The organism is Bacteriovorax sp. As-1 (assembly GCF_058446905.1).
On record NZ_CP184341.1, the window covers coordinates 910,355 to 931,312 of the forward strand.

22 protein-coding genes and 1 pseudogene are annotated in these 20,958 nt (G+C 40.7%); 3 read left to right on the forward strand and 20 right to left on the reverse strand.

Annotated elements, in window-relative coordinates; translation table 11 throughout:
- Positions 1 to 12: 12 nt before the first annotated feature.
- The 15 genes and pseudogenes from ACN20O_RS04575 to ACN20O_RS04645 form a co-directional block, all read right to left on the reverse strand.
- The gene (locus ACN20O_RS04575) at positions 13 to 888 is read right to left on the reverse strand and encodes an AAA family ATPase (protein ID WP_102244738.1); all 876 of its coding nucleotides are present in this window, start codon (positions 886 to 888) and stop codon (positions 13 to 15) included.
- 79 nt (positions 889 to 967) lie between these two features.
- The gene (locus ACN20O_RS04580) at positions 968 to 2,470 is read right to left on the reverse strand and encodes a hypothetical protein (protein WP_491637640.1); all 1,503 of its coding nucleotides are present in this window, start codon (positions 2,468 to 2,470) and stop codon (positions 968 to 970) included.
- A gap of 3 nt (positions 2,471 to 2,473) precedes the next feature.
- Positions 2,474 to 4,552, reverse strand: a complete 2,079-nt coding sequence (gene flhA / locus ACN20O_RS04585) for a flagellar biosynthesis protein FlhA (RefSeq protein ID WP_491637642.1) — start codon at positions 4,550 to 4,552, stop codon at positions 2,474 to 2,476.
- Between the two features lie 21 nt (positions 4,553 to 4,573).
- The gene (flhB, locus tag ACN20O_RS04590; RefSeq protein WP_491637644.1) at positions 4,574 to 5,653 is read right to left on the reverse strand and encodes a flagellar biosynthesis protein FlhB; all 1,080 of its coding nucleotides are present in this window, start codon (positions 5,651 to 5,653) and stop codon (positions 4,574 to 4,576) included.
- Positions 5,654 to 5,704: 51 nt separating this feature from the next.
- Entirely contained in the window at positions 5,705 to 6,484 is a 780-nt protein-coding gene (locus ACN20O_RS04595) for a flagellar biosynthetic protein FliR (RefSeq protein WP_491637646.1), read from the reverse strand.
- Between the two features lie 5 nt (positions 6,485 to 6,489).
- A complete protein-coding gene (gene fliQ / locus ACN20O_RS04600) occupies positions 6,490 to 6,765 on the reverse strand; it encodes a flagellar biosynthesis protein FliQ (protein ID WP_102244743.1) in 276 nt (91 codons plus the stop codon).
- 7 nt (positions 6,766 to 6,772) lie between these two features.
- Positions 6,773 to 7,537: a flagellar type III secretion system pore protein FliP gene (fliP, locus tag ACN20O_RS04605; protein WP_491637648.1), complete on the reverse strand. Its 765-nt coding sequence runs from the start codon at positions 7,535 to 7,537 to the stop codon at positions 6,773 to 6,775.
- A gap of 26 nt (positions 7,538 to 7,563) precedes the next feature.
- Positions 7,564 to 8,844 carry a flagellar biosynthetic protein FliO gene (locus tag ACN20O_RS04610; RefSeq protein WP_491637650.1) on the reverse strand — a complete coding sequence of 427 codons (1,281 nt, stop codon included), beginning with the start codon at positions 8,842 to 8,844 and terminating at the stop codon, positions 7,564 to 7,566.
- 25 nt (positions 8,845 to 8,869) lie between these two features.
- Positions 8,870 to 9,142 (reverse strand): annotated as a pseudogene (gene fliN / locus ACN20O_RS04615) (flagellar motor switch protein FliN); the annotation flags it as partial.
- An 86-nt stretch (positions 9,143 to 9,228) separates the two neighbouring features.
- Positions 9,229 to 10,254 carry a flagellar motor switch protein FliM gene (gene fliM / locus ACN20O_RS04620; protein WP_491637652.1) on the reverse strand — a complete coding sequence of 342 codons (1,026 nt, stop codon included), beginning with the start codon at positions 10,252 to 10,254 and terminating at the stop codon, positions 9,229 to 9,231.
- 67 nt (positions 10,255 to 10,321) lie between these two features.
- Positions 10,322 to 10,936, reverse strand: coding sequence for a flagellar basal body-associated FliL family protein (locus ACN20O_RS04625; RefSeq protein WP_491637654.1), 615 nt, complete (start codon positions 10,934 to 10,936; stop codon positions 10,322 to 10,324).
- A gap of 161 nt (positions 10,937 to 11,097) precedes the next feature.
- Positions 11,098 to 11,376, reverse strand: coding sequence for an HU family DNA-binding protein (locus tag ACN20O_RS04630; protein WP_102244749.1), 279 nt, complete (start codon positions 11,374 to 11,376; stop codon positions 11,098 to 11,100).
- A gap of 1 nt (position 11,377) precedes the next feature.
- Positions 11,378 to 11,806 carry a hypothetical protein gene (locus ACN20O_RS04635; RefSeq protein WP_491637657.1) on the reverse strand — a complete coding sequence of 143 codons (429 nt, stop codon included), beginning with the start codon at positions 11,804 to 11,806 and terminating at the stop codon, positions 11,378 to 11,380.
- Between the two features lie 111 nt (positions 11,807 to 11,917).
- Complete coding sequence (locus tag ACN20O_RS04640; RefSeq protein WP_491637659.1) at positions 11,918 to 12,715, reverse strand: DsbA family protein; 798 nt, start codon at positions 12,713 to 12,715, stop codon at positions 11,918 to 11,920.
- A gap of 99 nt (positions 12,716 to 12,814) precedes the next feature.
- Positions 12,815 to 13,741, reverse strand: coding sequence for a hypothetical protein (locus tag ACN20O_RS04645; protein WP_491637661.1), 927 nt, complete (start codon positions 13,739 to 13,741; stop codon positions 12,815 to 12,817).
- Positions 13,742 to 13,908: 167 nt separating this feature from the next.
- Between ACN20O_RS04645 and ACN20O_RS04650 the strand changes: the two genes are divergently transcribed.
- Positions 13,909 to 14,571 (forward strand): hypothetical protein, encoded by a 663-nt coding sequence (locus tag ACN20O_RS04650; protein WP_491637663.1) that lies wholly within the window; start codon positions 13,909 to 13,911, stop codon positions 14,569 to 14,571.
- A gap of 30 nt (positions 14,572 to 14,601) precedes the next feature.
- Here the strand turns inward: ACN20O_RS04650 and ACN20O_RS04655 are convergent, their stop codons facing one another.
- The 3 genes from ACN20O_RS04655 to ACN20O_RS04665 form a co-directional block, all read right to left on the reverse strand.
- Entirely contained in the window at positions 14,602 to 15,384 is a 783-nt protein-coding gene (locus ACN20O_RS04655) for an N-acetylmuramoyl-L-alanine amidase family protein (RefSeq protein WP_491637665.1), read from the reverse strand.
- 12 nt (positions 15,385 to 15,396) lie between these two features.
- On the reverse strand, positions 15,397 to 16,554 hold the full coding sequence (locus ACN20O_RS04660) for a SpoIID/LytB domain-containing protein (RefSeq protein ID WP_491637667.1): 1,158 nt from the start codon (positions 16,552 to 16,554) through the stop codon (positions 15,397 to 15,399).
- Between the two features lie 102 nt (positions 16,555 to 16,656).
- The gene (locus ACN20O_RS04665) at positions 16,657 to 17,328 is read right to left on the reverse strand and encodes a uracil-DNA glycosylase family protein (RefSeq protein WP_491637668.1); all 672 of its coding nucleotides are present in this window, start codon (positions 17,326 to 17,328) and stop codon (positions 16,657 to 16,659) included.
- Positions 17,329 to 17,429: 101 nt separating this feature from the next.
- Here ACN20O_RS04665 and ACN20O_RS04670 point away from each other — a divergent pair, with 101 nt between their 5' ends.
- Positions 17,430 to 17,642, forward strand: coding sequence for a hypothetical protein (locus ACN20O_RS04670; protein ID WP_102244756.1), 213 nt, complete (start codon positions 17,430 to 17,432; stop codon positions 17,640 to 17,642).
- Between the two features lie 102 nt (positions 17,643 to 17,744).
- Here the strand turns inward: ACN20O_RS04670 and ACN20O_RS04675 are convergent, their stop codons facing one another.
- A complete protein-coding gene (locus tag ACN20O_RS04675) occupies positions 17,745 to 18,200 on the reverse strand; it encodes a hypothetical protein (RefSeq protein ID WP_491637670.1) in 456 nt (151 codons plus the stop codon).
- Between the two features lie 93 nt (positions 18,201 to 18,293).
- On the opposite strand from ACN20O_RS04675, the gene ACN20O_RS04680 reads away from it, so the two are divergent.
- Entirely contained in the window at positions 18,294 to 19,160 is an 867-nt protein-coding gene (locus ACN20O_RS04680) for a LysR family transcriptional regulator (RefSeq protein ID WP_491637672.1), read from the forward strand.
- Here ACN20O_RS04680 and uvrC read toward each other — a convergent pair.
- Positions 19,147 to 20,919: an excinuclease ABC subunit UvrC gene (gene uvrC / locus ACN20O_RS04685; RefSeq protein ID WP_491637674.1), complete on the reverse strand. Its 1,773-nt coding sequence runs from the start codon at positions 20,917 to 20,919 to the stop codon at positions 19,147 to 19,149. The two genes, ACN20O_RS04680 and uvrC, sit on opposite strands and share 14 nt — an antisense overlap.
- Positions 20,920 to 20,958: the final 39 nt, after the last annotated feature.

Sequence of the window (20,958 nt, forward strand, 5' to 3'; positions counted from 1 at the left end):
GTGCTCCCTTAATTATACTGTTAAACGAACGTCTTGTTGGAACTGCGCCGAATAATGTAAGTCGTGCAGACCACTAGCGCCCTCTATCTCATCGGTGAATCTTGTTACAATATTCACGAAATTTTTATGAAGGGAATTATTTGCCTGGTGAAGTAGAACAGTATCGAAATGATCGTCAGGTAACTCTTCTTTCTTCACTCCTCCAAGAATGTGTAGACGACACTTTAAGAAAGTCTCGACTGTTTCACTCAGGGTTTTGATCATTCTTTGGTATTGAGACTCAGAAGAAATTTTATTGATCAGAAGATGGTTATCGTTAACACCAAACTCTTTATTTAAAATTTTGATTAACGAGTATGAATCCGTCACTGAAGACTTATCAGGCGTCACCACCACAAAACGGTAGTCGCTGTAAGCGTTCAGAGTAAGGGTTTCTTTTGTAATCCCGGCCGGGCAATCAAGAATGATATAATCGTAATCTTTTTCATGGTTGACCAGAATATCGATGATCACGCGGTCAATTTCCAGACTCTTATTAAAAAGATCGATGCTTCCGTTACAGCCTGATAGCAGGTGCAAGTTTCCGTCCTTATGAAGACAGTCATCGAACTCTCTTTGAGCAGAGACTAGTTCGTAAAAATAATTGGTAATTGGAAGACCAAGCTTCACCACTGTATTTGACAGATTGGTGTCGCAGTCTAAAAGAAGGACTTTATATCCTGACTCTGCCAGAAGTTTTGCCATTTTCACGGCAACTGAAGTTTTTCCAACTCCACCTTTCCCAGCAGTTACTGAGATCGTTTTAGCTTTAAGAGACGTTTTTTTCGACTGGTACTTATTCTGTGAAACTAGCCAATCCGTTGGATTGGGCTTTTTTAAACTAAGCATGGACTTCCTGTCTCCCCTTTAGCTTATCTTCTAGTGAATTCCCTCATGGTCTTCACTTTTCTTAAATGTTAAAAAACGTTTACGATAACTTAAAAATTCCGGCCATTAAGCGCTCAACTGTTGCTGGCTCAATATCATCCGGACATACTTCTCCTGTTCCGAAAAACTTGTATGGAAGATCTTTAATATCTTGTGTGATGTTAAAGAGTGATCCAAAGTTTAAACACGCATCAACGTGCGAAACAACAGCTCCATCAGAAAGTCTTCTGTAGCTGCCAAGGACTTTTCTATTGTACAATTCTGTGTGGATTGCTGAAAGAGTGATCAATACTTCCACTTTCGAAAATGCACGTCTTAAACCATCGATAAATTTTTTCGTTTCGTTTGTTTCAGATTCGCTGCATTTGTAATCGATGAAAACTGATTTTCCGCTTTCCAGGGCCTTACGGCACTCTGCAACGATTTCTGCAATTGAATTAGTTTTAACAACATTTAGACCAAAAATTTTCTCTGCAAACGGAGTTGATGGAGTTGTTTTTGGATTGATCGTTGTCACAGAATTTTTAATGATAACTGAATCAGGCTTCATTGCTCCGATTTTTTGTACCATCGACGTTTGACCACATGACATTTCCGAAAGGAAAACTGTGATCACCGGTTGTTTTTTACTATCAGTATTCGAAAAAAGCGGCATTGCCGTGCTAACAGTGTTCATCATTTCGCGAAGAGCGAATTCAAAAACCACGTCAGCATTTTCTACATCTGTATCTGTTAGTTCAAACAGACCCTTTTTAATTAAAGTCTGGATATAAGTTTCGTTGATATCCAGGCTTCTTAGAGTTGTTCTTAACTGGTAAATTCCAATTGGTTCTTTTTTGTGAATTCGTTCGAAATTTCTTGTTAGTTCAAAAAGTTTTTTCTCTAGTTCATCAATCTTGTTTTTTTGTTTTTCATAGTGCTCATCAGACACAGCTGATCTAACTGGAGCTGCTTGCTGAACTGGAGCGGCCTGCATTTGTGGCTGAGCTTGCATTTGCGCTCTCGCCTGAGGAGCTGCTTGTCTTTGTGGCGCTTGAGGAACAGGTCTCACCGATTCAATTTCATCATCAAAATTAAATTCCTGCGCTCCCCTTCTCGGCTGGCGCTCTTCTCTTTCTCCAAGGCTTAGGAAATCATCCAGACCTTCTTTGATTGATGAAGCGATATTTTTTGTCGTGCTCACAGGACGGTTAAGTCCGGCACTTCCATATCCTGAACCATTTCTTTGAGATTGATTGTTCGTTTGCACTGCACGTTTCTCCTGAGACTGATCGTGCTGGTCGATCATATTGGCAATATAGCTTGCGCTGCCATTGTAAAATTCTTCTTTTTGATTGTCGTTTAAGATGGTGTCGACTGACGCCTTTCTGACGTAATTTTTTTCAGAGATCGCGGCGGTGATTTCGATTTTTTTCTTTTTGAATGCGCCCTTAAGACCCTTATTAGTTATCGTTTTTAAGATAACTGCATCAGGACCTAATTCACGCTTAATGTCTTTTAAAGCTTCTTCAATGCTGTCGGCTTCAAATTTTCTAACGTACATCTCTTACAACCTCACCGTTCCTAGTGATCTGATATTAGCGTCTGGGCTTAATTCATTGTGGCTTACTACCACAAGGTTAGGGATAAACTTTTCAGTTAAGCGCTTGAAGTGCGAGCGAATAACTGGCGAACACAATACAACCATCTTTTCACCCATGCTTGTTGCCTCTTCAATTTTTTCGTTGAGAGAAGCAAGGATGATCTGAGTAACTTTCGGATCAAGAGACAATTGGTGTCCCTGATCCGTCTGGATAATATTTTGAGCGATAGACTCTTCAATATTACGATCTAGAGTGAACAACGGAATATCTCCTGAATCACTTTTAATCTTCTCAGTAATGGTTCTAAACAGGGCCTGACGAGAGTGTTCTGTCAGTGCCTCAGTGTCTTTTATTGTAGAGCCATACTCTGATAAAGTCTCTAAAATTGTGCGTAGATCACGCACTGAAACTCCCTCGCGAAGTAAATTTTTCATGACTCTTAAAACGATCCCTAAATTTACGATCTCCGGAATTAAATCGTTGACTAATTTTGGGTTTGTCTCTTTAAAATTGTCCAGAACGCGTACTAATTCCTGGCGTCCGAACAGCTCATGAAGGTTTGATTTCAGGATTTCTGTTAAGTGAGTCGCTACAATAGTTGAGCAATCCACTACGGTGTATCCGTTATACTGAGCATCTTCTTTTTGATCTTCAGAAATCCAAACAGCTCTTAAACCAAAGACCGGCTCTGTAGTTTCTACACCGTCCATCTTCTCAATAACTGTTCCCGGGTCCATAGCTAAGAAGTAATCAGACATTAACTCCCCTTTCGCTACCTGCACCCCTTTAATTTTTACAGAGTATCCACCAGGCTTTAACTCCAGGTTGTCCTTGATCTTAACCGAAGGAATAATAACCCCCCAGTCTAAAGCAAAGATTTTTCTCATGTGAGTGATACGCTCCAGAAGGTCTCCGTTTTGTTCCGTGTCCACCAAGTGAACAAGACCATAACCAACTTCCAGCTCGACCAGTTCCATATTGAGAAGTTCTTCCAGGTTTTGTGGGTTGGCCTTTTTGGTAACTTCCACCGCTTTTGCCTTTTCTGCCACTTCTTCCTGAGTATTAGATTTTTCAATTCTGTTAGCGACGTATGCCAGGGCCCCACCCATCATAAAAAATGGAAGTTTTGGAAGTCCCGGAATTAAACCAAAGAATACAAGTACCGCTGCTGCGATATAGATGGCCTTTGGGTGAACCTTAAATTGTTTTGAAACCTGAGTTCCGATGTTTTCATCGTTAGTTGAACGAGTAACGATAATACCGGCAGCCGTAGAAATAATCAGGGCCGGGATCTGAGTCACAAGACCATCACCCACTGTTAAAAGGGTAAAAGTTTGAGCTGCAGTTGAAAAATCCATCCCACTTTGAGCAACACCGATGATGATACCACCAATGATGTTTACCGCTGTAATTAAGATACCTGCAATTGCATCTCCGCGTACGAACTTCGAAGCACCGTCCATAGACCCGTAAAAGTCAGCTTCTTCAGCAACTTCTTTACGGCGTCTTTTTGCTTCAACATCGTTGATTAGACCAGCGTTCAAGTCGGCGTCGATCGCCATCTGCTTACCTGGCATCGCATCGAGTGTAAATCTTGCAGCAACTTCAGCTACGCGACCAGCACCCTTTGTTACTACCATGAAGTTGATGATAACTAAGATGATGAAGACAATAATACCTACAACGAAGTTCCCTTCTACTACGAACTCTCCGAAAGACTTGATGAGTTCCCCTGCTGCCGCCGTTCCGTCACTAGCTCCGTGAATCAGAATGTTTCTGGTTGAAGCTACGTTCAAGGCCAGACGAAATAATGTTGAGATCAGCAGGACTGAAGGAAATGTAGAGAAGTCTAATGGCTTCTTTGAATAAAGAGCAACCAGCATGATCATGACTGAAGTTGCCAGAGATAAGGCCAGTAATAAATCCAGGATGAATGGATGAATCGGAACGATCATCACCACCAGGATCATCAGGATACCCACGGCCGCTAAAACATCCGGCCCTTGGGAGAAGATTTTCATTTTCTTTAAAAAATCATTCATTCGCTACCTACTCTCACTATTTTAAGAAAGCGCTTTGCGCTTCTTTTTAAGCTTGTAAACAAAGGCCAGTACTTCGGCGACCGCTTTATACATATTGCGCGGAACCGGGTGACCTACTTTAACTGTTTTATAAAGTGTTCTTGCCAGAAGAACGTTTTCTACGATTGGAATGTTGTGCTCTTTAGCCACTTCCCTGATTCTCATTGCCAGGTGATCCTGACCTTTACCAACGACTATCGGAGAAACCATTGTTTCTGAATCATATTTCAAAACGATACTAATGTGAGTTGGGTTGGTGACAATAACGTCGGCCGTCTTCACATCCTGAATCATACGTTTTCTAGACATCTCACGCTGAATCTGACGGATTCTCTGCTTAACTTCAGGGTTACCATCTTGCTCTTTACTTTCTTGCTTTAATTGTTGCTTCGTTTGCATCAACTTCTGCTTGTAAGTAAACTTCTGCCAGGCAAAGTCTAAGACTGCAATCACGGCAAGAGAGAGAATAATGGCAAAAGAAACTCTAAGTAGTAGGTCTTTTGCGTGGAAGAACGTTTGAGAGATTTCCAGGTGCATGAAACCGTTGTAGCGGGCCACATCGTCTTTTAAGTAAGTGTAGACAACAGCTAAAACAACAACAAACTTAAATACACCTTTTACCGCTTCAAACAGAGCTTGCTTTGAAAAAAGTTTTTTCACTCCGTTGATTGGATTTACGCGATCGAAGTTCAGCTCCAGAATGTCCGGAGAATAAAGGATTCCAATTTGGGCCACTTGAGCAAGAACCCCCACACACAATGCTACAAATAAAACTGGGGCCGCACATTTGGCAGCAACCACAAACGTTTTTGTTGTAATTGTATTTAGGGCCTGTGGCGAATAAGCAGAAGCGATATCAAGAGTGTAAAGCCACTCAATATAAGCAGTCATTTGCTCAAAAATAAAAACTAATGAAAGAGAAAGAGTTAAAAGACATGCGGCCAGGACGAGAACAGACGTAAGTTCTCGTGAAGAGGCGACATCCCCTTTCTTCCTAAACTCATCAATTCTGTGTTGGGACGGCTCTTCGGTTTTTTCGCCTTCGTCCATTTCTTCGGCCATTCTACTGCCCTCAAAACTGCTTCAATCCTTGAAACAGTGTGTACTATAGTCTTACGACATTAACTGGAACCAATCTCCCAGTCTTTCAGTGTAAATTCTAAAACATGTTGCAAAGAACTCATCTGAGCCTACTGCAAACACTAAAAGCCCCAGTCCAATGTTAACCGCAAAACTTACAGCGATAACGTTCATCTGAGGAACTGCACGGGAAATGATTCCCATGACAGCGTTAATAATCAAGTTCACGAAAATCATCGGCGTTGCCAGCATGATTGACGAGATGAAGATCGACTTAAACATGATCATGAAAAAATCAATCGAGTGCGCAAGTTTTCCAATGTTGTAAACATGGATCGTTGAAAACGATGAGATCACACCTTTAAACATCGGAAGCAGGGCCCCCGAAGTGATGATCATCATAAGCACTGTCCACTCAATTAGTTTTTCAAATGGACCGATCGGAGAACCTGCTAAAGGATCGAAGTAACTTAGAGCGTTTAATCCGATCTGCTGAGTGATGATCGCACCAGTTGAAATGAAGATACTCATGATTGCTTTTACAAAAAAGCCAATCACTAGTCCTACTAGAGTGTTAAAAATTGTTAAGTACCAGAAGCTCTCTGGCCCAACGTGCTTGATATCTAAAAGAAGCTGATCCTGAATTAAAGGGAAAAAAGCAAAAGTCAGCATCAGAGTTGTCAGGACTTTTACCACAACCGGAATCGTTACACTTTCAAATAACGGCAGTTGGAAAATGATAGCAAGCCATCTGGTAAATGCTAACCAGAATGCTGTGATCATTGCCATGTCTGTTATTTGAATATTCAACATTCCTATTATCTCTCAGCTACAATGTTAGGAATCTGTAAAATTAAATCTTTCGTAAACGTCGTTAGTGAATCAGACATCCATGGTCCAAAGAACATAAGAGCTGCTACGATAACGATGATCTTTGGGATAAACGTTAACGTCTGCTCGTTGATCTGAGTCACCGCCTGAAAAAGCGATACTAAAATACCTACAATCAATGCTCCAACCAGCATTGGAGCTGAAACCATAAGAGCAACTTTAATTGCCTGATGAGTAATGTCTGTGTATGAATCAAATTGCATACGCCGCCTATTGGTTGAACGATCTTAAGATCGATCCTGTTACAAGTTGCCATCCATCTACCAGTACAAAAAGTAAAAGCTTAAATGGAAGAGACACAACGACTGGAGGAAGCATCATCATCCCCATCGCCATTAGAACCGAAGCTACGACCATATCCAGGATTAAAAACGGGATATAAAGCAGGAACCCGATTTGAAATGACGTCTTTAACTCAGAAATAATGAAGGCCGGAATCAAGTAATGAATCGGAACATCATCAATTGTCTGAGGAGCCGTTTTTCCTGTTACGTCGTAGAAAAGACCAATATCAGCTTTTCTTACCTGCTTTTGCATAAAACCACGAAGACCTAAAACGATTTCATCAATCGCCACAGTCGTTGTGATTTGTTTTGCCATATAAGGTTGGATTGCTTTGTTGTAAATTCTCTCCCCTGTCGGCTGCATTACAAACAGTGAAAGAAAAAGTGCAAAACCTACAAGAAGTTGGTTAGGAGGCATGTTCTGAGTACCGATTGCCTGTCTCATGAAAGAAAGAACAATCAAGATTCTTGTAAAGCTTGTACAAAGAATAAGAATTGATGGAGCTAATGTGATGATCGTGAAAAGAAGAAGAACTTCAATTGAGTCTACCAGGTTTACACCTTGACCGAAGTTGATCGACATCCCTGGAAGGGCCACGTTATTGGCTCCCGGAGCGGCCTGAGCAAAAGCCAGGGCCGGAAGAACAAGCGGCACTACTATGAGTGCCAGCATTTTTAAAAGTTTTTTCATTCGAGCATCCATGCTCACCAATCCTATTAAAGTTGTTTTAGATTTTTTACTTTCGTCTTAATCTGATCAGAGAATCTCACCTGGTCTTTAACCGGTGATTTTTCAATGGCCTTCGAAGCATTCGTTGCTCCGTAAGCGTTTGCCAGACCAGAAGCGCCTGCGTTCTTTCTTTCGTTTTTCGCCGCAGGAACAGAATCGTTTAACATGTCATCCAATGAGTCCATCTCATAATCGTCTTGAATGTCTGCGTATCTTGTTTCTTCTTTTAACTTGAACTCTTTATCTGTCTTGTTTGCCGAGTAAAGGTTTGTATCAAAGTTTGATCCTGTGATTTCTTCTTCGCCTGTTTTGATCAGACCTGCAACATCGTTGATCTCTGAAAGGAACTGAACACCAGTTTCAGAGCTCGAGATCAGGAAAACTTGTTTGTGGGCCTTAACCATCATCAATGTTCTCTTTGGAGCAATGTGAGTTGTGCTTAACACCTCAACAAGCTTTGTACTGTGTAAAAATCCTAGTTTTCCCTTCTTAATGATCCCTTTCTTAAACAAGGTTAGCACCCCGTAGAATCCAGCGATCATAATAGCTAAGAAAGCAACGAACTTGCCAATATAGCCAGCAACCGAAAATCTTGATTCCCCGTTACCTTCAGTTTGAGTCGTGCCTTTTTCAGTAGTATTTACAGACTTGGCAACACCTGACTGAGTCAGATTGACTCTATCGGTACCAGTTTGGGTAGTATCATCTTGGGCCACTTTTTTATCTTCTGCGTGTTTTTCGTCCGCTAGCTTCTCCTGCTTTTTAACCAGAGTTGATAAATAGTTTTCATCTAACTTCTCTGCTTCTGCATTGTTAGCTTCTGTATCCAGGACGATTGCTTTATCAGTGATACTTGGAGCTCTTGAAGCCTGTGTTTCAGCTGTTTTCTGGGCCTGTAGGCGTGGATAGTGTACGTCGATAGCACCATCTCTCAGGGCGATCGTTACGTCTGATTCTCTACCTTTAAGTGAGTATGGAAGAATGACATTAACTGCAACCGTTTCTTCTCCAGTCATCGTCGCCGATAGAGCTGAACCGTTTACTTTCTTATTAATCTTTGCACCTAATCCTGAATTCGGGATGGAAATGCTTAAAACTTTGTCTGAAACACTGATTTTTGGATTGTCGTTTAACGCTCCCGCGTGTCTGATGACTAGTTTTGATTCGCTTCCTTTCGCATTAACTAAGTCAGCACCTTTGATCGTGACATCAGCAGCTGAGATGTTTAAGGAAATTAAGCTTGCGATTAATAGTACTAATGTTTTCACTGTCTTCTCCAATCCTTGGAAATGTTTATTTTAAAGTTTCAATGCGTTCAATCGGGCTGATAATATCTGTTAAACGAATACCAAATTTTTCGTTAACAACTACTACTTCACCTTTTGCAACCAGCTTGCCATTTACCAGGATCTCAAGCGGCTCTCCGGCCAGCTTATCTAGTTCCAAAACCGAACCCTGACCAAGTTGTAGTAAATCTTTCACGATGATCTGAGTTCTTCCCAGCTCTACTGAAACTTTTAGCGGGATATCTAAGATAAAATCCAGGTTCTGGACTTTTAGCTTATTGAGAGAGTCATCCCCCGCCTTTACCGAATCTGCCATTCTATCAACTGTCACCTTATTCATATCTTTATCTCCTCTCCTACCCTTATTTAATCTTCTGCTTCTTCATCATACGTTACTGGTGTATCCACGTGAGTGATCTGTACAGCGCGACTTCCCTTGTAAGTCCCCATCAGACACTTCATTTTATCCACACCTTCAATTGCCACAGTGACTTCTCCCGAAGCATCCTGATTGAGTGGAATAATATCTCCCGGCTCCAATGTTAGAAGATCTCCCAGAGTCATCTCAGTTTCACCTAGGCGAACAACCATTGTCGCTTTTGTGTTCTTGATGTGCTCATTCATGGCCTGAGTCCAGATGGAATCTGCCATTTCGTTATCAGTCTGGAAGCTAGAAGAAAGCTTTTGCTTAATTGGTTCAATCGTCGAATACGGAACGACGATCATGATTGTTCCTGAAGCTGATTCGAATTCAACTTCAAGAGTTGTTGCGATAATTACATCTGAAGGAGGTACAACCCCTACGAACTGAGGGTTAATTTCCGTTCTTAAATACTGAGCATCGATACGGTGAACTGGTGCCCATGCTTCTTCAAGATCGTTGATCGCCATATCCATGATCTTTCTCATGAACGATAGTTCGATCATCGTGAATTCTTTCCCTTCAATCTTTGTGAATGGGCGGTCTGTTCCACCGAAGTATGAATCGATGATAGCGTAAGCAAGTTTTGATTCGAACACCAGAAGAGCTGGTCCTCTGAGTTCGTTATATCTCATAATACACATGCACGATGGGATCGGAAGTGTATTGACGAATTCACCGAACTTTAAAAGGTCGGTAGAAATAATTGAAATTGTCGAAATCTTTCTAAGGGAGTTAGAAAGCGATACACGAAAGCTTCTGATGAATCTTTCATAGATAATTTCCAGGATGGGCATTCTTCCGCGGATAACGCGGTCCTGGTTGGTGAGGTCGTAGGTCTGAATGTTTTCATCAGAGTCATCTGATGATCCACCACCAGTGTCACCACCACCTGAAAACGAGTCTGTTCCACCATCGTTAACAGCGTTCAATAATGCATCTACTTCATCTTGACTTAGTACTTGTGCCATAATTCTCCCCTCCTGGGATTCTTAAAGCTTGTGCTTGCTGACATCATGTCAGCCCATGTTTCTCGGTCTAGTTAATTTGAAATCCTACGTAATAAATATCTTCCAAGTGACCATCAATAAGAAAGTTATTGATTGCCGTCTTAATTTCTTCTTTTAAGTACTCTTTTCCTTCACGCTTTAGAAGCTCTTCAGGTTTTTTCGCATTCAACATACTGATGATAGCGTCCGAAATCTGTGGCTTTCTTGCATCTACTTCTTCTTTCTTTGTATCTTTCGTGAACTTTAATACTAATGAAATACGAATGTATCTCTTTGGTCCATCGCCTTGAGCAAGGTTTGCTGTGAACGGATCAATTGGATACATTAGACCATCAGTCTTAACTTCTTTTGCAGCTCCACCTGCAGCAGGAGCTCCGTGCTCTCCACCACCTTCAGCAGCACCACCTTCTGCAGCAGCACCACTACCGTGTTCGCCTTCAGCTAATTGCTGTTGCATAACATCTGCAGCTGTTGTTACTGAGTTTAATTTCTTGTGATTTTGAAATTGGAAAAAGCCGATTGCACATACCGCAAGAGTATTCACTAATACTAAAACGACTAATAACGGATTTTTTCCAGACGGGGCGCTCGATCCTTCCTGATCAGCGGTCTTATTCTCTTCGGCCAACTTTTCACCTTCCATGGTTTATTGGGTACCTGTCAAAAATTATACATAGGAAGGCAAAATGGTTCAAGTGCGGACATTAAAAAATGGAAGAAAGTTCCCTTTTGAGAGAAAAAGTTGGGAATTTTGACAGTCTGTCTTTTGACATGGGAAAAATTTACCCGACTGATCAGATCAAATTACAAGCTTTCTTTCCAGGGCTTACCTGGTTTGAACTTTGGAACGACACGAGCACGGATTCTGATACGCTCGCCAGTTGACGGATTCACTCCAAGTCTTGAAGCTTTTCTCGATTTAGTAAAAGTGCCGAATCCAACCAGAGTTACATCCTCACCTTTTTTAACTGTTCTCTTTATAGTGTCTAACATGACATCAATGAACTGATTGGCCTGCTTCTTAGTCATCGTCGATAGGTCGCGGTCTTTTAAAAGCACTTCAATTAATTCTTTACGATTCATATTAACCCTCGATATCTTCTAGCTGCACCAACTCTTCCTCAAGAGCGATACGCAGGGCCTCTTTAATAGATTTTAAAATCATAACAGCATTGTCTGGCTGAGTTGAGTTTTCTAAAAGCGCTCTCATTAAGACCGGAGAAAGATTTTTATAAAACTCGTCGAAATTTACCTGAGTAATTTCGAAGTCCAGTCTTTCATAAGCATTATTCAAATCTGTTTCTAGATCAAAGAATCCCTGAATCAAATCAAAAAGGTTCTCCTTTTGCAAAATCCCCTTCAGGTCTTTGATAAAAATCTTTTTAAGCTCATCCTGATTATGAATGATGAACTTGTGTTCAAGGAAATCTTTTAATGAAAGCAATTCCCCCTGCTTTTCGCGGAATGTGCGATTCATTCGAAGACCTAAAGAACTGTAAACAGATCCTTCCATAGACGACTCATTTGTTTAATTGTTGAAAATAAAAAGGGCCACTATTACGTGACCCTTTGAATGATATTATAAACGGACTTTTTAAAAAGACAATTTAACTAAAGCTAAAGACTAAAGCTTTACCTTTCCACGTTTCACTAGTTCATCAACTAGAGTAACAAAGTATTCGGCCGGGTAAGCACCACGAACAGGAACACCGTTTAGAAGGAAACCAGGAGTTCCTTGCATTCCGAAATCTGCAGCTTCTTTCATATCAGCAGCGATTCTGTTTTTAACTGCATCTGAGTTCAGGTCTTTTTTTAGTTTTGCCATGTCAGCACCAACTTTTTTAGCAGAAGCATCTAGGAACGCAGCTCCGTTTTTAAGTTTTGCTTGGTTCATGAAAATTTCATCATGGAATTGCCATGCTTTTTGCTCATTTTGAAGACGAATCGCTTCGTAGTATTGAGCAGAGATCATCGCTTGCTCGTGGAAGCTAAGTGGAAGGTGCTTGTAGATGAAACGGATTTTTCCGTTGTACTTCTTCATTAGGTCGTTAACTGTTGCGTATCCACGTGAACAGAATGGACATTCAAAGTCAGAGTACTCTACAAGTGTAAGAGGAGCATCTTTTGGCCCACGGATAGCTTCGTCACTTCTGATTTCTGCCACAAGTGGCTTATCAAATGACTCTTCAAGTTTCTTTTTTTCGTCTTCTTCACGCTTCTTACCCATTTCTTCCTGAGCATTCTTAGCAGCGTTTTGAAGAGCAGTGATAAATTCAGCTGGATGTTTTTCAATTGCCTCTGTTAGGATTTTTGGATCTTCCTGTAGAAGTTTAGTCATTTGTTGTTTCATTTTTTCATCAGACGTACAGCTCGCAAGAAGCACTGTACCTAGGCAGAGAACTAGCAATTTTGAAAATTTCATATCCATCCTTTGGTTTGGTAACAAGAGTAACTAATTTTTAGTTCTCATAGTTTCTCAAACCTTGGGACTTTTTTCAAAGGGAAATTTCGTGTAGAGCGTTTAAGTCAGGTTTTTTTGAACATGCTCAAGATATTTGTTAATTTTCCTGCAATCGTTGCGCAGATAATAATAACCGATTAAATGCACTCGATTGTGGTAATTCCCCTTCAGAAATGAGCGCATTGTTGCAAATACGGCAAAGGCCGGAGTCGCCACCTTGGCGTACATGTGCACTCCCAAAAGAAAATAAAGAAACAGATGTAAGATTACGAAGAAATAGACGGCGATATCTGCAATGACAAACTGCTCATCCAAAAAATAATTCACTTGATGGTTATTGGCGAGGAACTTACGGGCCAGCTCAAAGATCTGGTCGCGAATCTCAATATTAATGGCCACGATCCCTACTGATGACATTAAAGCAAAAATAATAATGATAAGAACATAGTTAGAAAAGAAGCTGGTCTCAAAAATTGGTTTATGGATACGCGTAAAATGCACGGGAACTTCACTAGGTGTCACCTTCCCTTTAATAACCCCTTCATCAATCTTGGAAAAAAAGAAAACCGAAAAAGACGTAAGCAATTTCAGGTCAGAGAAGAAATCCGGTGTGTAATAATTCTTCTTATCACTCATCTTGTCTTCACAATACTGACCGATAACCTTAAAAGGTCTCAGCATAATACCCGAAAGATAATAACCTAAAACAAAAATAAAAAGTCCTGAGAAAAAAAGCCATCCCAGCTTTTCATAAAGCGAAGAGTAAACGAACTCAAAAAAGGCATCTTGAAAGTCCAGAGCTCCGGGAAATCCATTGGCCACAAAAAAGATCAAATCAATTCTTATAAGAAGATAAGTAAAAAGTAGTACTGAGAGCGTGCAGAACAAGGAAACGCCAAGGAACTTCAGCCCCATGCCCACCTTAAACTGTTGCTCCTCATCCGATAGGAGCTTTAAATATTTGTCTTTGAGTTCGATCAATCCCATAAACGTCTCTTTAAATGAATTTAATCTATTTTAAACCGTATCGTCTAAATCTTGAAAATTCTTCAATTAACCTGAGTTTTTTTGGCGGTCTTAGGTTTTTAATTAAAGTCTTTTGTTAAAGTACCCGAATAGTCAGAAGACATATAATCCTACCCGTGGAGACGGATATGAAATCGAGATTAAAATACTCCTTAAACCTTTGCCTGATCGCCACAGCGCTTGTGCTTGTGTCGTGTGGAAAGAAGGAAAATAAAGTAAACAGTAGTATATCGGGGTCTTCTCCTTTTTATACTGGTAACTCTGCGCTAAATACATCGGTGGGAAGTACAATTATCAATCAGGTACAAAGCATTAAAGCAAACGTATCGTGCATGAACGGTTACCGTCTAACTAACGATGTTAGCTTTTACGTTCAAGGTGGAGTCGTTGCTTCAAATAAAATCGGTGGTAACTGGCAGTCAGGTTTCTTAACAAACGGGACTATTAATAAACTTTGGATCGGGGTAAGTGCTTACCGCGACCTGATGTTCGTTACTCAAGTTGTAAGCGGTTCACAAGTTGTCGGGTTCAACGTAACTCTATCATTCTGTGAATTAAAGAACTCTTACTCTACACTTCCATCAATCATCTCTAACGAGCGCGCACTTAGAAACTTCGCTGCTCCATATGGGATCGTACTTGATAGCAATACTTACTGTGGATACAGCGTTGTTGATTTAGCGATGAACACTGTGATTACTTCGGAGAGAAATCTAAGCAATCCATACTCTCCACCTACTGTTCAAATTCCTACATCATTTACAAAACCGACTTGTAACGGTCAGTTCTAAAATAAAAAGGCCCTCGAAAGAGGGCTTTTTTTATCTCTTCTTTTTGAGAACGTTATACCTGGTTTTCGCTTGCTGCTTTCTAATGTAACTCTCAATACCATTCACTACAGCTCTTGCATAATCATCCTGAAACTTCGGGTCCATCATTCTCACTCTTTCTTTGTATGTGGAGATGAATCCGACTTCAAGTAAAACACCCGGACGTTTTGAAAGTGCCAGAACATAAAAGAGCCCCGGCTTTACACCACGACTTGGGATTTTATACTTGCGCCCTACTGTCTGCTTTAAAACACCGTGGATACTCTCTGCCAACGGTTTTGACGTGCTCACTGTCTGCTCAACAACTAAATCCACCAGGATTTGCTGAACGACAACATTATCACCTGAGGCCTGGACGTTTTCTGTTTTTTCTACTTTCTTAATGGCCACATCATCATGGTTATCAAGATAGTAAGTTTCAAAACCGACGGCGCCCGACTCTGGGCTAGAGTTGATGTGAACAGAAATAAAAAGATCGGCCTTCGTTTTCTCGGCAATCGCCGCACGCTCCGGAAGAGTCACTGTGCGATCAAAACTGCGGGTCAAGTACACACTGTAATTTTTCTGACGAAGAAGTTCGTGAATTCTTTTAGCGATCTCTAAAGCAATGTCTTTTTCTTTGATTGTCCGTGGAGGATTTTCTCCCTGAGTTTTCGCTACCGCACCATCCTCTTCACCGCCATGACCTGGATCGATAAGAATCGTCAGGGCTTCGGCACGCGCGAGCATGAAGCAGCAAAAACTAAAAATAAACAGGGATTTAAAAATAGTCATCAGACCTATAGTCTAATACATCTTTTTCAGAACGTGACCAGGAAAGTAGTGAGCGAGGATTTTTTTATATGACCAGCCCTGTTTTGCCAGAGCAAAAGCACCCATTTGGCAGAGTCCTACACCGTGGCCCAGACCTTCACCGTAAATAACAAAGCCACCTCTCTTCATTTCCAGAGAAAAAGAGTTTGATGGAAAAACGACGTTTCCAAAATATCTACGAAGGACAGCCTTCTCCACAATATAAGGGCGGTCGTTGATATAAAAATTCACTGTGAAGCGGTCGATATTATCCGGCACCATCACCAGAGAATTAAAATTTGGTTCTAATTTTTCCTGAAGGAGCTTTTGATTGCTCGCCCAGCGGAAAAAATCTTTGATTCTTTCATTGCTGATAACCTTGGCCCAGCTTTTTGGACCAATGTTGTGACAGAAAGGGCAATTCACCGATTGATAGCTCGGCTCTTTATTATGCCAAACCTGATCTGGCCTTAATGTTTTCCCTCCGCATTTTGCGTGAAAGAAAATCGGACGAACTTTCCCATCTTCTGAAAGTAGAACTTCGCCTTTTGTTGAATAAGCTGCACTGATAGTTGAATCAGTAGCATCAAAGAAAGCGCCCCCGACCTGGTGCTTTTCAGAGCTTTCCAAATCATAAAAAGCTTCGCTTCCCAACTCCTTACTGACTTGCTGGCTTTGCATCTTATGGAGAGCATAACTTCTGGCCGCAACGGCCTGTGCCTTCAGTGCTTCTGCCGGCCATTTTGAATTCATCTCTTTAGTTAAGAGAGAACTGATATAAGCTTCCATTGGGATATCATTAATAATGTCACAGCTATCTCCTTTTGAATTGGTTATAACTTTAAACATTCCCTGATACTTTACGTTTTCATAAGAAAGAAGGCCTGTCGGCGACTCAAGTGTGGCCAGCAAGATCGGTTTATTTTTTTGCCTATTGAGAGTCGTGAAAGTTTCACAATTAAACTTCACCGTTTTTTTTCCAGTGTAGTTTTTATAATCATCATTAAAGAGAAGGTGTCTCTTTAAATCAAGGCCCGTGACGTGGATATTTTTTAGAGACTTGCCGATTCTTACGCTGACAACAGGGGCCGCTGAAACACGGTCCATCAAAGTCAAAAATGATAATAAGGAAAGAACTGTTAGCTTGAGCATCCTACTCGACTTCATCCAAAAATGTTTGGTTGAATCACTTCCATCCTAGAAGCGATTATTCTCATTAATTGTATCGAAAAAGAATGAGACTCGCCTAGGCGATCAAATTTTCCCTACGCGCTCCATAACCTTCTGAAGATCAATCCAAGCTGTGCGTTTCATATTGGGATTGATGACTAAAAAGTCTGGATGAAAGAGTGGCATAAGATGGTAATGATAAGATCCTGCAGACTTGTCAAAAAATTGCCCGTGAATACCTGACAATTTCTCTCTCTTACCAAGAAGAATATTGGTGACAGTGGCCCCAAGGCTCACCACGATTTCTGGTTTAAATTTTTCAATTTGTTCGATTAAATTTGTTGTTTCTGCACTTGGCGTCGTTAAATTTCCGGCCAGGTCATTGATGTCTTCTAATTTTTCATCAAATTGGATGCGGTTAAACTCACCAGGTTTTAACTTCATCGCCTGGATCATCTTACCTAAAAGGTCTTCCCCTTTTCCTTCAGCATAGGTATCCCCAACAAAAAGAACTAATGAAAGAGCGCCAGTTTTCGGCCTCTCTGGTGCTTCTTTTTTCACTGGTGCGGTCGCGGCCAATGGGGCGGCCCTCATTGGAGCAGGGGCAAGAGCACTTTCCACCTGCACTGACTCATCAAATGAAAACACCCATGAAGAGTCCTTAAAAAGGGCACCTTCAAACGTCTTTGCCAGAGGATCTAAGTCTTCTTTTAAAGCTTTAGTTTTTTGAATAATTTTTTTAAATTGTTGGTCCATAAGCAAAATTATCCCTAAGTTCCCATTTTTAAAGCCGGGTGTAAAGACGCGTAAAAATAAATCCGAAAAAGATTGTGTAACGTGAAAACAGGAGCACCTGCATGTCAATGGAAACAGACTACAAATTCGAAAACTTTCAAGAATATTACGGCGATATCAAGAACGTAAAAAAGATCATCAATGACTGCCAGATCTGTGGCGCAAAACTAGTGCTGACTCACCTATCTGATTACAAAAATCTTTTAATGCAGGAATCGGCGAGATGCCCGGACTGTGGACAAGGCAACAGAAAAATCATTCATGTTATAAATTGATTTTATAAAATTAAGTCATTTCTTTTCGTAAGGCCCGTACTCAATAATATGGAAAGCCAATCGAATAGACATAAGAGCTCCCCTTCGGGGAGCTTTTTTATTTTAGAATTTAGAAGTCTGAAGGTAGACGCGTCCATGATTTCCAATAGAGCATTGGAAAATAGTTTTCTCTTTTAAATACTCTCCCTCATCTCCATTCACATTCACATAAGTAATATACCCGTCTGGTTTGTAGATCATCTTCAGGTTTAAGTATGTTGGCCACATGATATTATTTTCATAACGAAGAAGAATTTCAAAGTTGTTTCCATTTCTTTTTGCCAAGGCCACGATCGGTTTTTCTTCAATAGGATCCCACTCCATTGCTTTTTTAATCTCTCCACCGATAGTTGCGTCAGTGATCTGATTAATCCCACCAAGAGAGTCGCTTGATATGCTGAATTGAAACGAGGACTTTTCATTATGGCAATCCATCATTAACCAGCGGTGCTCATCAAGAACTGATTTAGCAGAGGCTACATTAACAAGAAACAAGAATCCAAGTGCAAGGTACTTCATAGATATCTCCTTTTTATTTTTGCACTATGTACAATAAAAAGATTTGAGATTAAAATAATATAAAAATATAAATTAAATATTAAAAAGGTATAAATGAAGTCGATGAATTTAAACCACTTGGAAGCCTTCTGTGTCCTTTCTGACACCTTAAGCTTTTCACAGGCTGCTAAAATCCTTCACACTTCCCAACCGGCAATTTCCCTGAAGATTAAACTGCTGGAAGAAAGCCTTGGATATGAGCTCTTCATCAGAGATAAGAAAAACATCGCACTTTCAAATAAAGGCCAGGTGCTTCGGGATAAAATTTATCAAAGTTACCTGAACCTGGTGTCCGTTTCGGCCACAACCACAGGTGAAGCTCCTTTGAAAATTGGCAGCGTCTATGAGGCAGGAGAGAAAATCCTGATTCCAGCATTAACCAAACTCAACAAAAAGGGGCAACTCTCAAAATTCCAGCTGTCTCTGCGCTCAACGGATGAGCTGATAGATAGACTTTTAACAGGCGAACTGGATTTCATCCTGATTCACAAAGTCCCGGAAAACAAATCACTCCACTGCGTTGGAGTTTACGAGGACAAGGCCATCTTGATTTCATCACTCAAGTCACAACCAAAAGACCTGGAACATAATCAAGTGTTGCCCCTTGCGACCTATCGCCCTGATGACGCCTTTACAACCAATTTCTTAAAAAACAATTTAACGAAGCTGCAATTAAAAAAAATTGAAATAAAATTTTCAATCAACTCACATCGCTCGATGATAAAAATGGTTTCAGAGCTTGGCTGCTACGCTGTCATTCCACAATCCAGCCTTGGTAAAAAGTCTGCTTTGAAAGTTAAAGTATTGATGGGAGATAAAAAATCTTACAAGCTTTACCTGTGCACTCGTTCGAACTTCTTATCCAATAAAGACAATGAAAGGGTGTTTGAATCTATTGTAAAAGAAATTAAGAATCGCTAGAGGCCTTGTCCGCTTTTTTGGCTTTTCGCGGCTTCTTTGTTCCGAGCACCCTTTTTGTTTCTTCTTTATGGTGAAGCTTTCGTGAGAACCTGTGGGCCTCATCCCTCATCTGGACAATAATTTTAAAAAGTGAGCGGTTTTGATTTAAGAAATAAGGATTGGCCCTGCCCGGGATAATCAGGCGCTCTTCAGATTTTTTAATATCTTCGCTTCTAAATCCTTCTTTAGTACGAACGTTTTTAGATTTGGCGATCCCGACAACTGGAACTTTAATCTCCAGCTCTTTAAGTGCCTCTTTAAAAACATTCACCTGCCCCCAGCCCCCATCGACAATAAAGACATCAGGGAGACTTCCATTATCAGATCTTCTGATAATAAGTTCTCTCATCATGGCAAAGTCGTTATTGCCTTCCGGACGCTCTTCAAGATGGTAATAGCGATAGTTTTTCTTATCGGGCTTGCCGTCGTGGAAAACTATCTGGGAAGCCGTCGGGCTCGATCCCTGGAAAATGGCAACGTCATAACACTCAAGCACCACCGGTCTTTCTTTAAGAGAAAGAAGATCTTTAAGCTTATTAAGCCCTACATAAACTGAGTCTTCATGAAGCAGGCGCACGCGCTGTTGTTCAAAAGCATGATCGCGAGTGAGGTTAAGAAATGAATCGTATTTCTTTTGTGGAGGTCGAACACGGATGGTCTTTCCAAGGGTATTGACTCCAGCCTCTAGCATTTCATTATTCTCCTGATCCATTTGCGTAATAATCAAATCAGGCAACGAATCATAAGTCGTCGAATAATATTGAAATAAAAAGTTAAGCACTGACTCTTCCAAAGACTCCACAATATCGAGATTGGAAAAGTTAAAATTTTTATGTCCAAGAAGAACACCGTTTCTCATCATGTAGACAGAAATATCAACTTCAATCTCCCCCTGATAAAAGGCCACGATATCCAGATTCTTCTCGTCTCCATGCTCAGCATTTTCTTGCTTAAAATTATTGGCAAAATCAGAAAGCACGCGAAGGTTATCGCGGATAAGAGCGGCCTTTTCAAACTCCTCATTCTCCGAGGCTTCATACATGCGCCTTTCTAATTCTTTAATCGTTTTACTCCCGCTTCCTGAAAACATATCGCGGGCATAATCGAGATCTTTTTCATAATTTTCTGCGCTGATCTTTCCTACACAAGGAGCACTACACTGATGCATTTGGAACAAAAGACATGGCTCTTTTCTTTTCCTGAATTCCGAGAGCGTGCAGTCGCGCAGACAAAAACTTTGCGTGAGGATGCGAATGATATCCCAGACGTTACTTCCCGTGACAAAAGGGCCATAGACCTCGACACCTTTAGCACGCTTCACCCTTCTGACAAATTCCAGTCTAGGGAAAGGTTCATTGTGATTGATCACCACATAGGGGTATGACTTATCATCTTTTAGGCGGATATTATATTTGGGAGTGTGCTTCTTAATGAGAGTGTTTTCTAAAACAAAGCTCTCCGCATCCGAAGTCGTCATAATAAAATCGAAGTCAGTAATATGACTGACCAAGATATCAGTTTTGGCGTTTTTTGCTGAGTTATTGAAGTACGAAGAGACACGCGAACGCAAATTCTTGGCCTTGCCAACGTAAATTATTTGATCGTCTTTGTTCTTCATCAAATAACAACCTGGTTTAGTCGGAAGTAGTTTGGCCTTATCTTCCATTTTCACTGTCACCAGAGTTGCTTTTGTCTTATTGTCCTTTACAGATTCGTCCACTTCTAATACTCTTTTTAAATTCCTTTTACTTCAAAATAG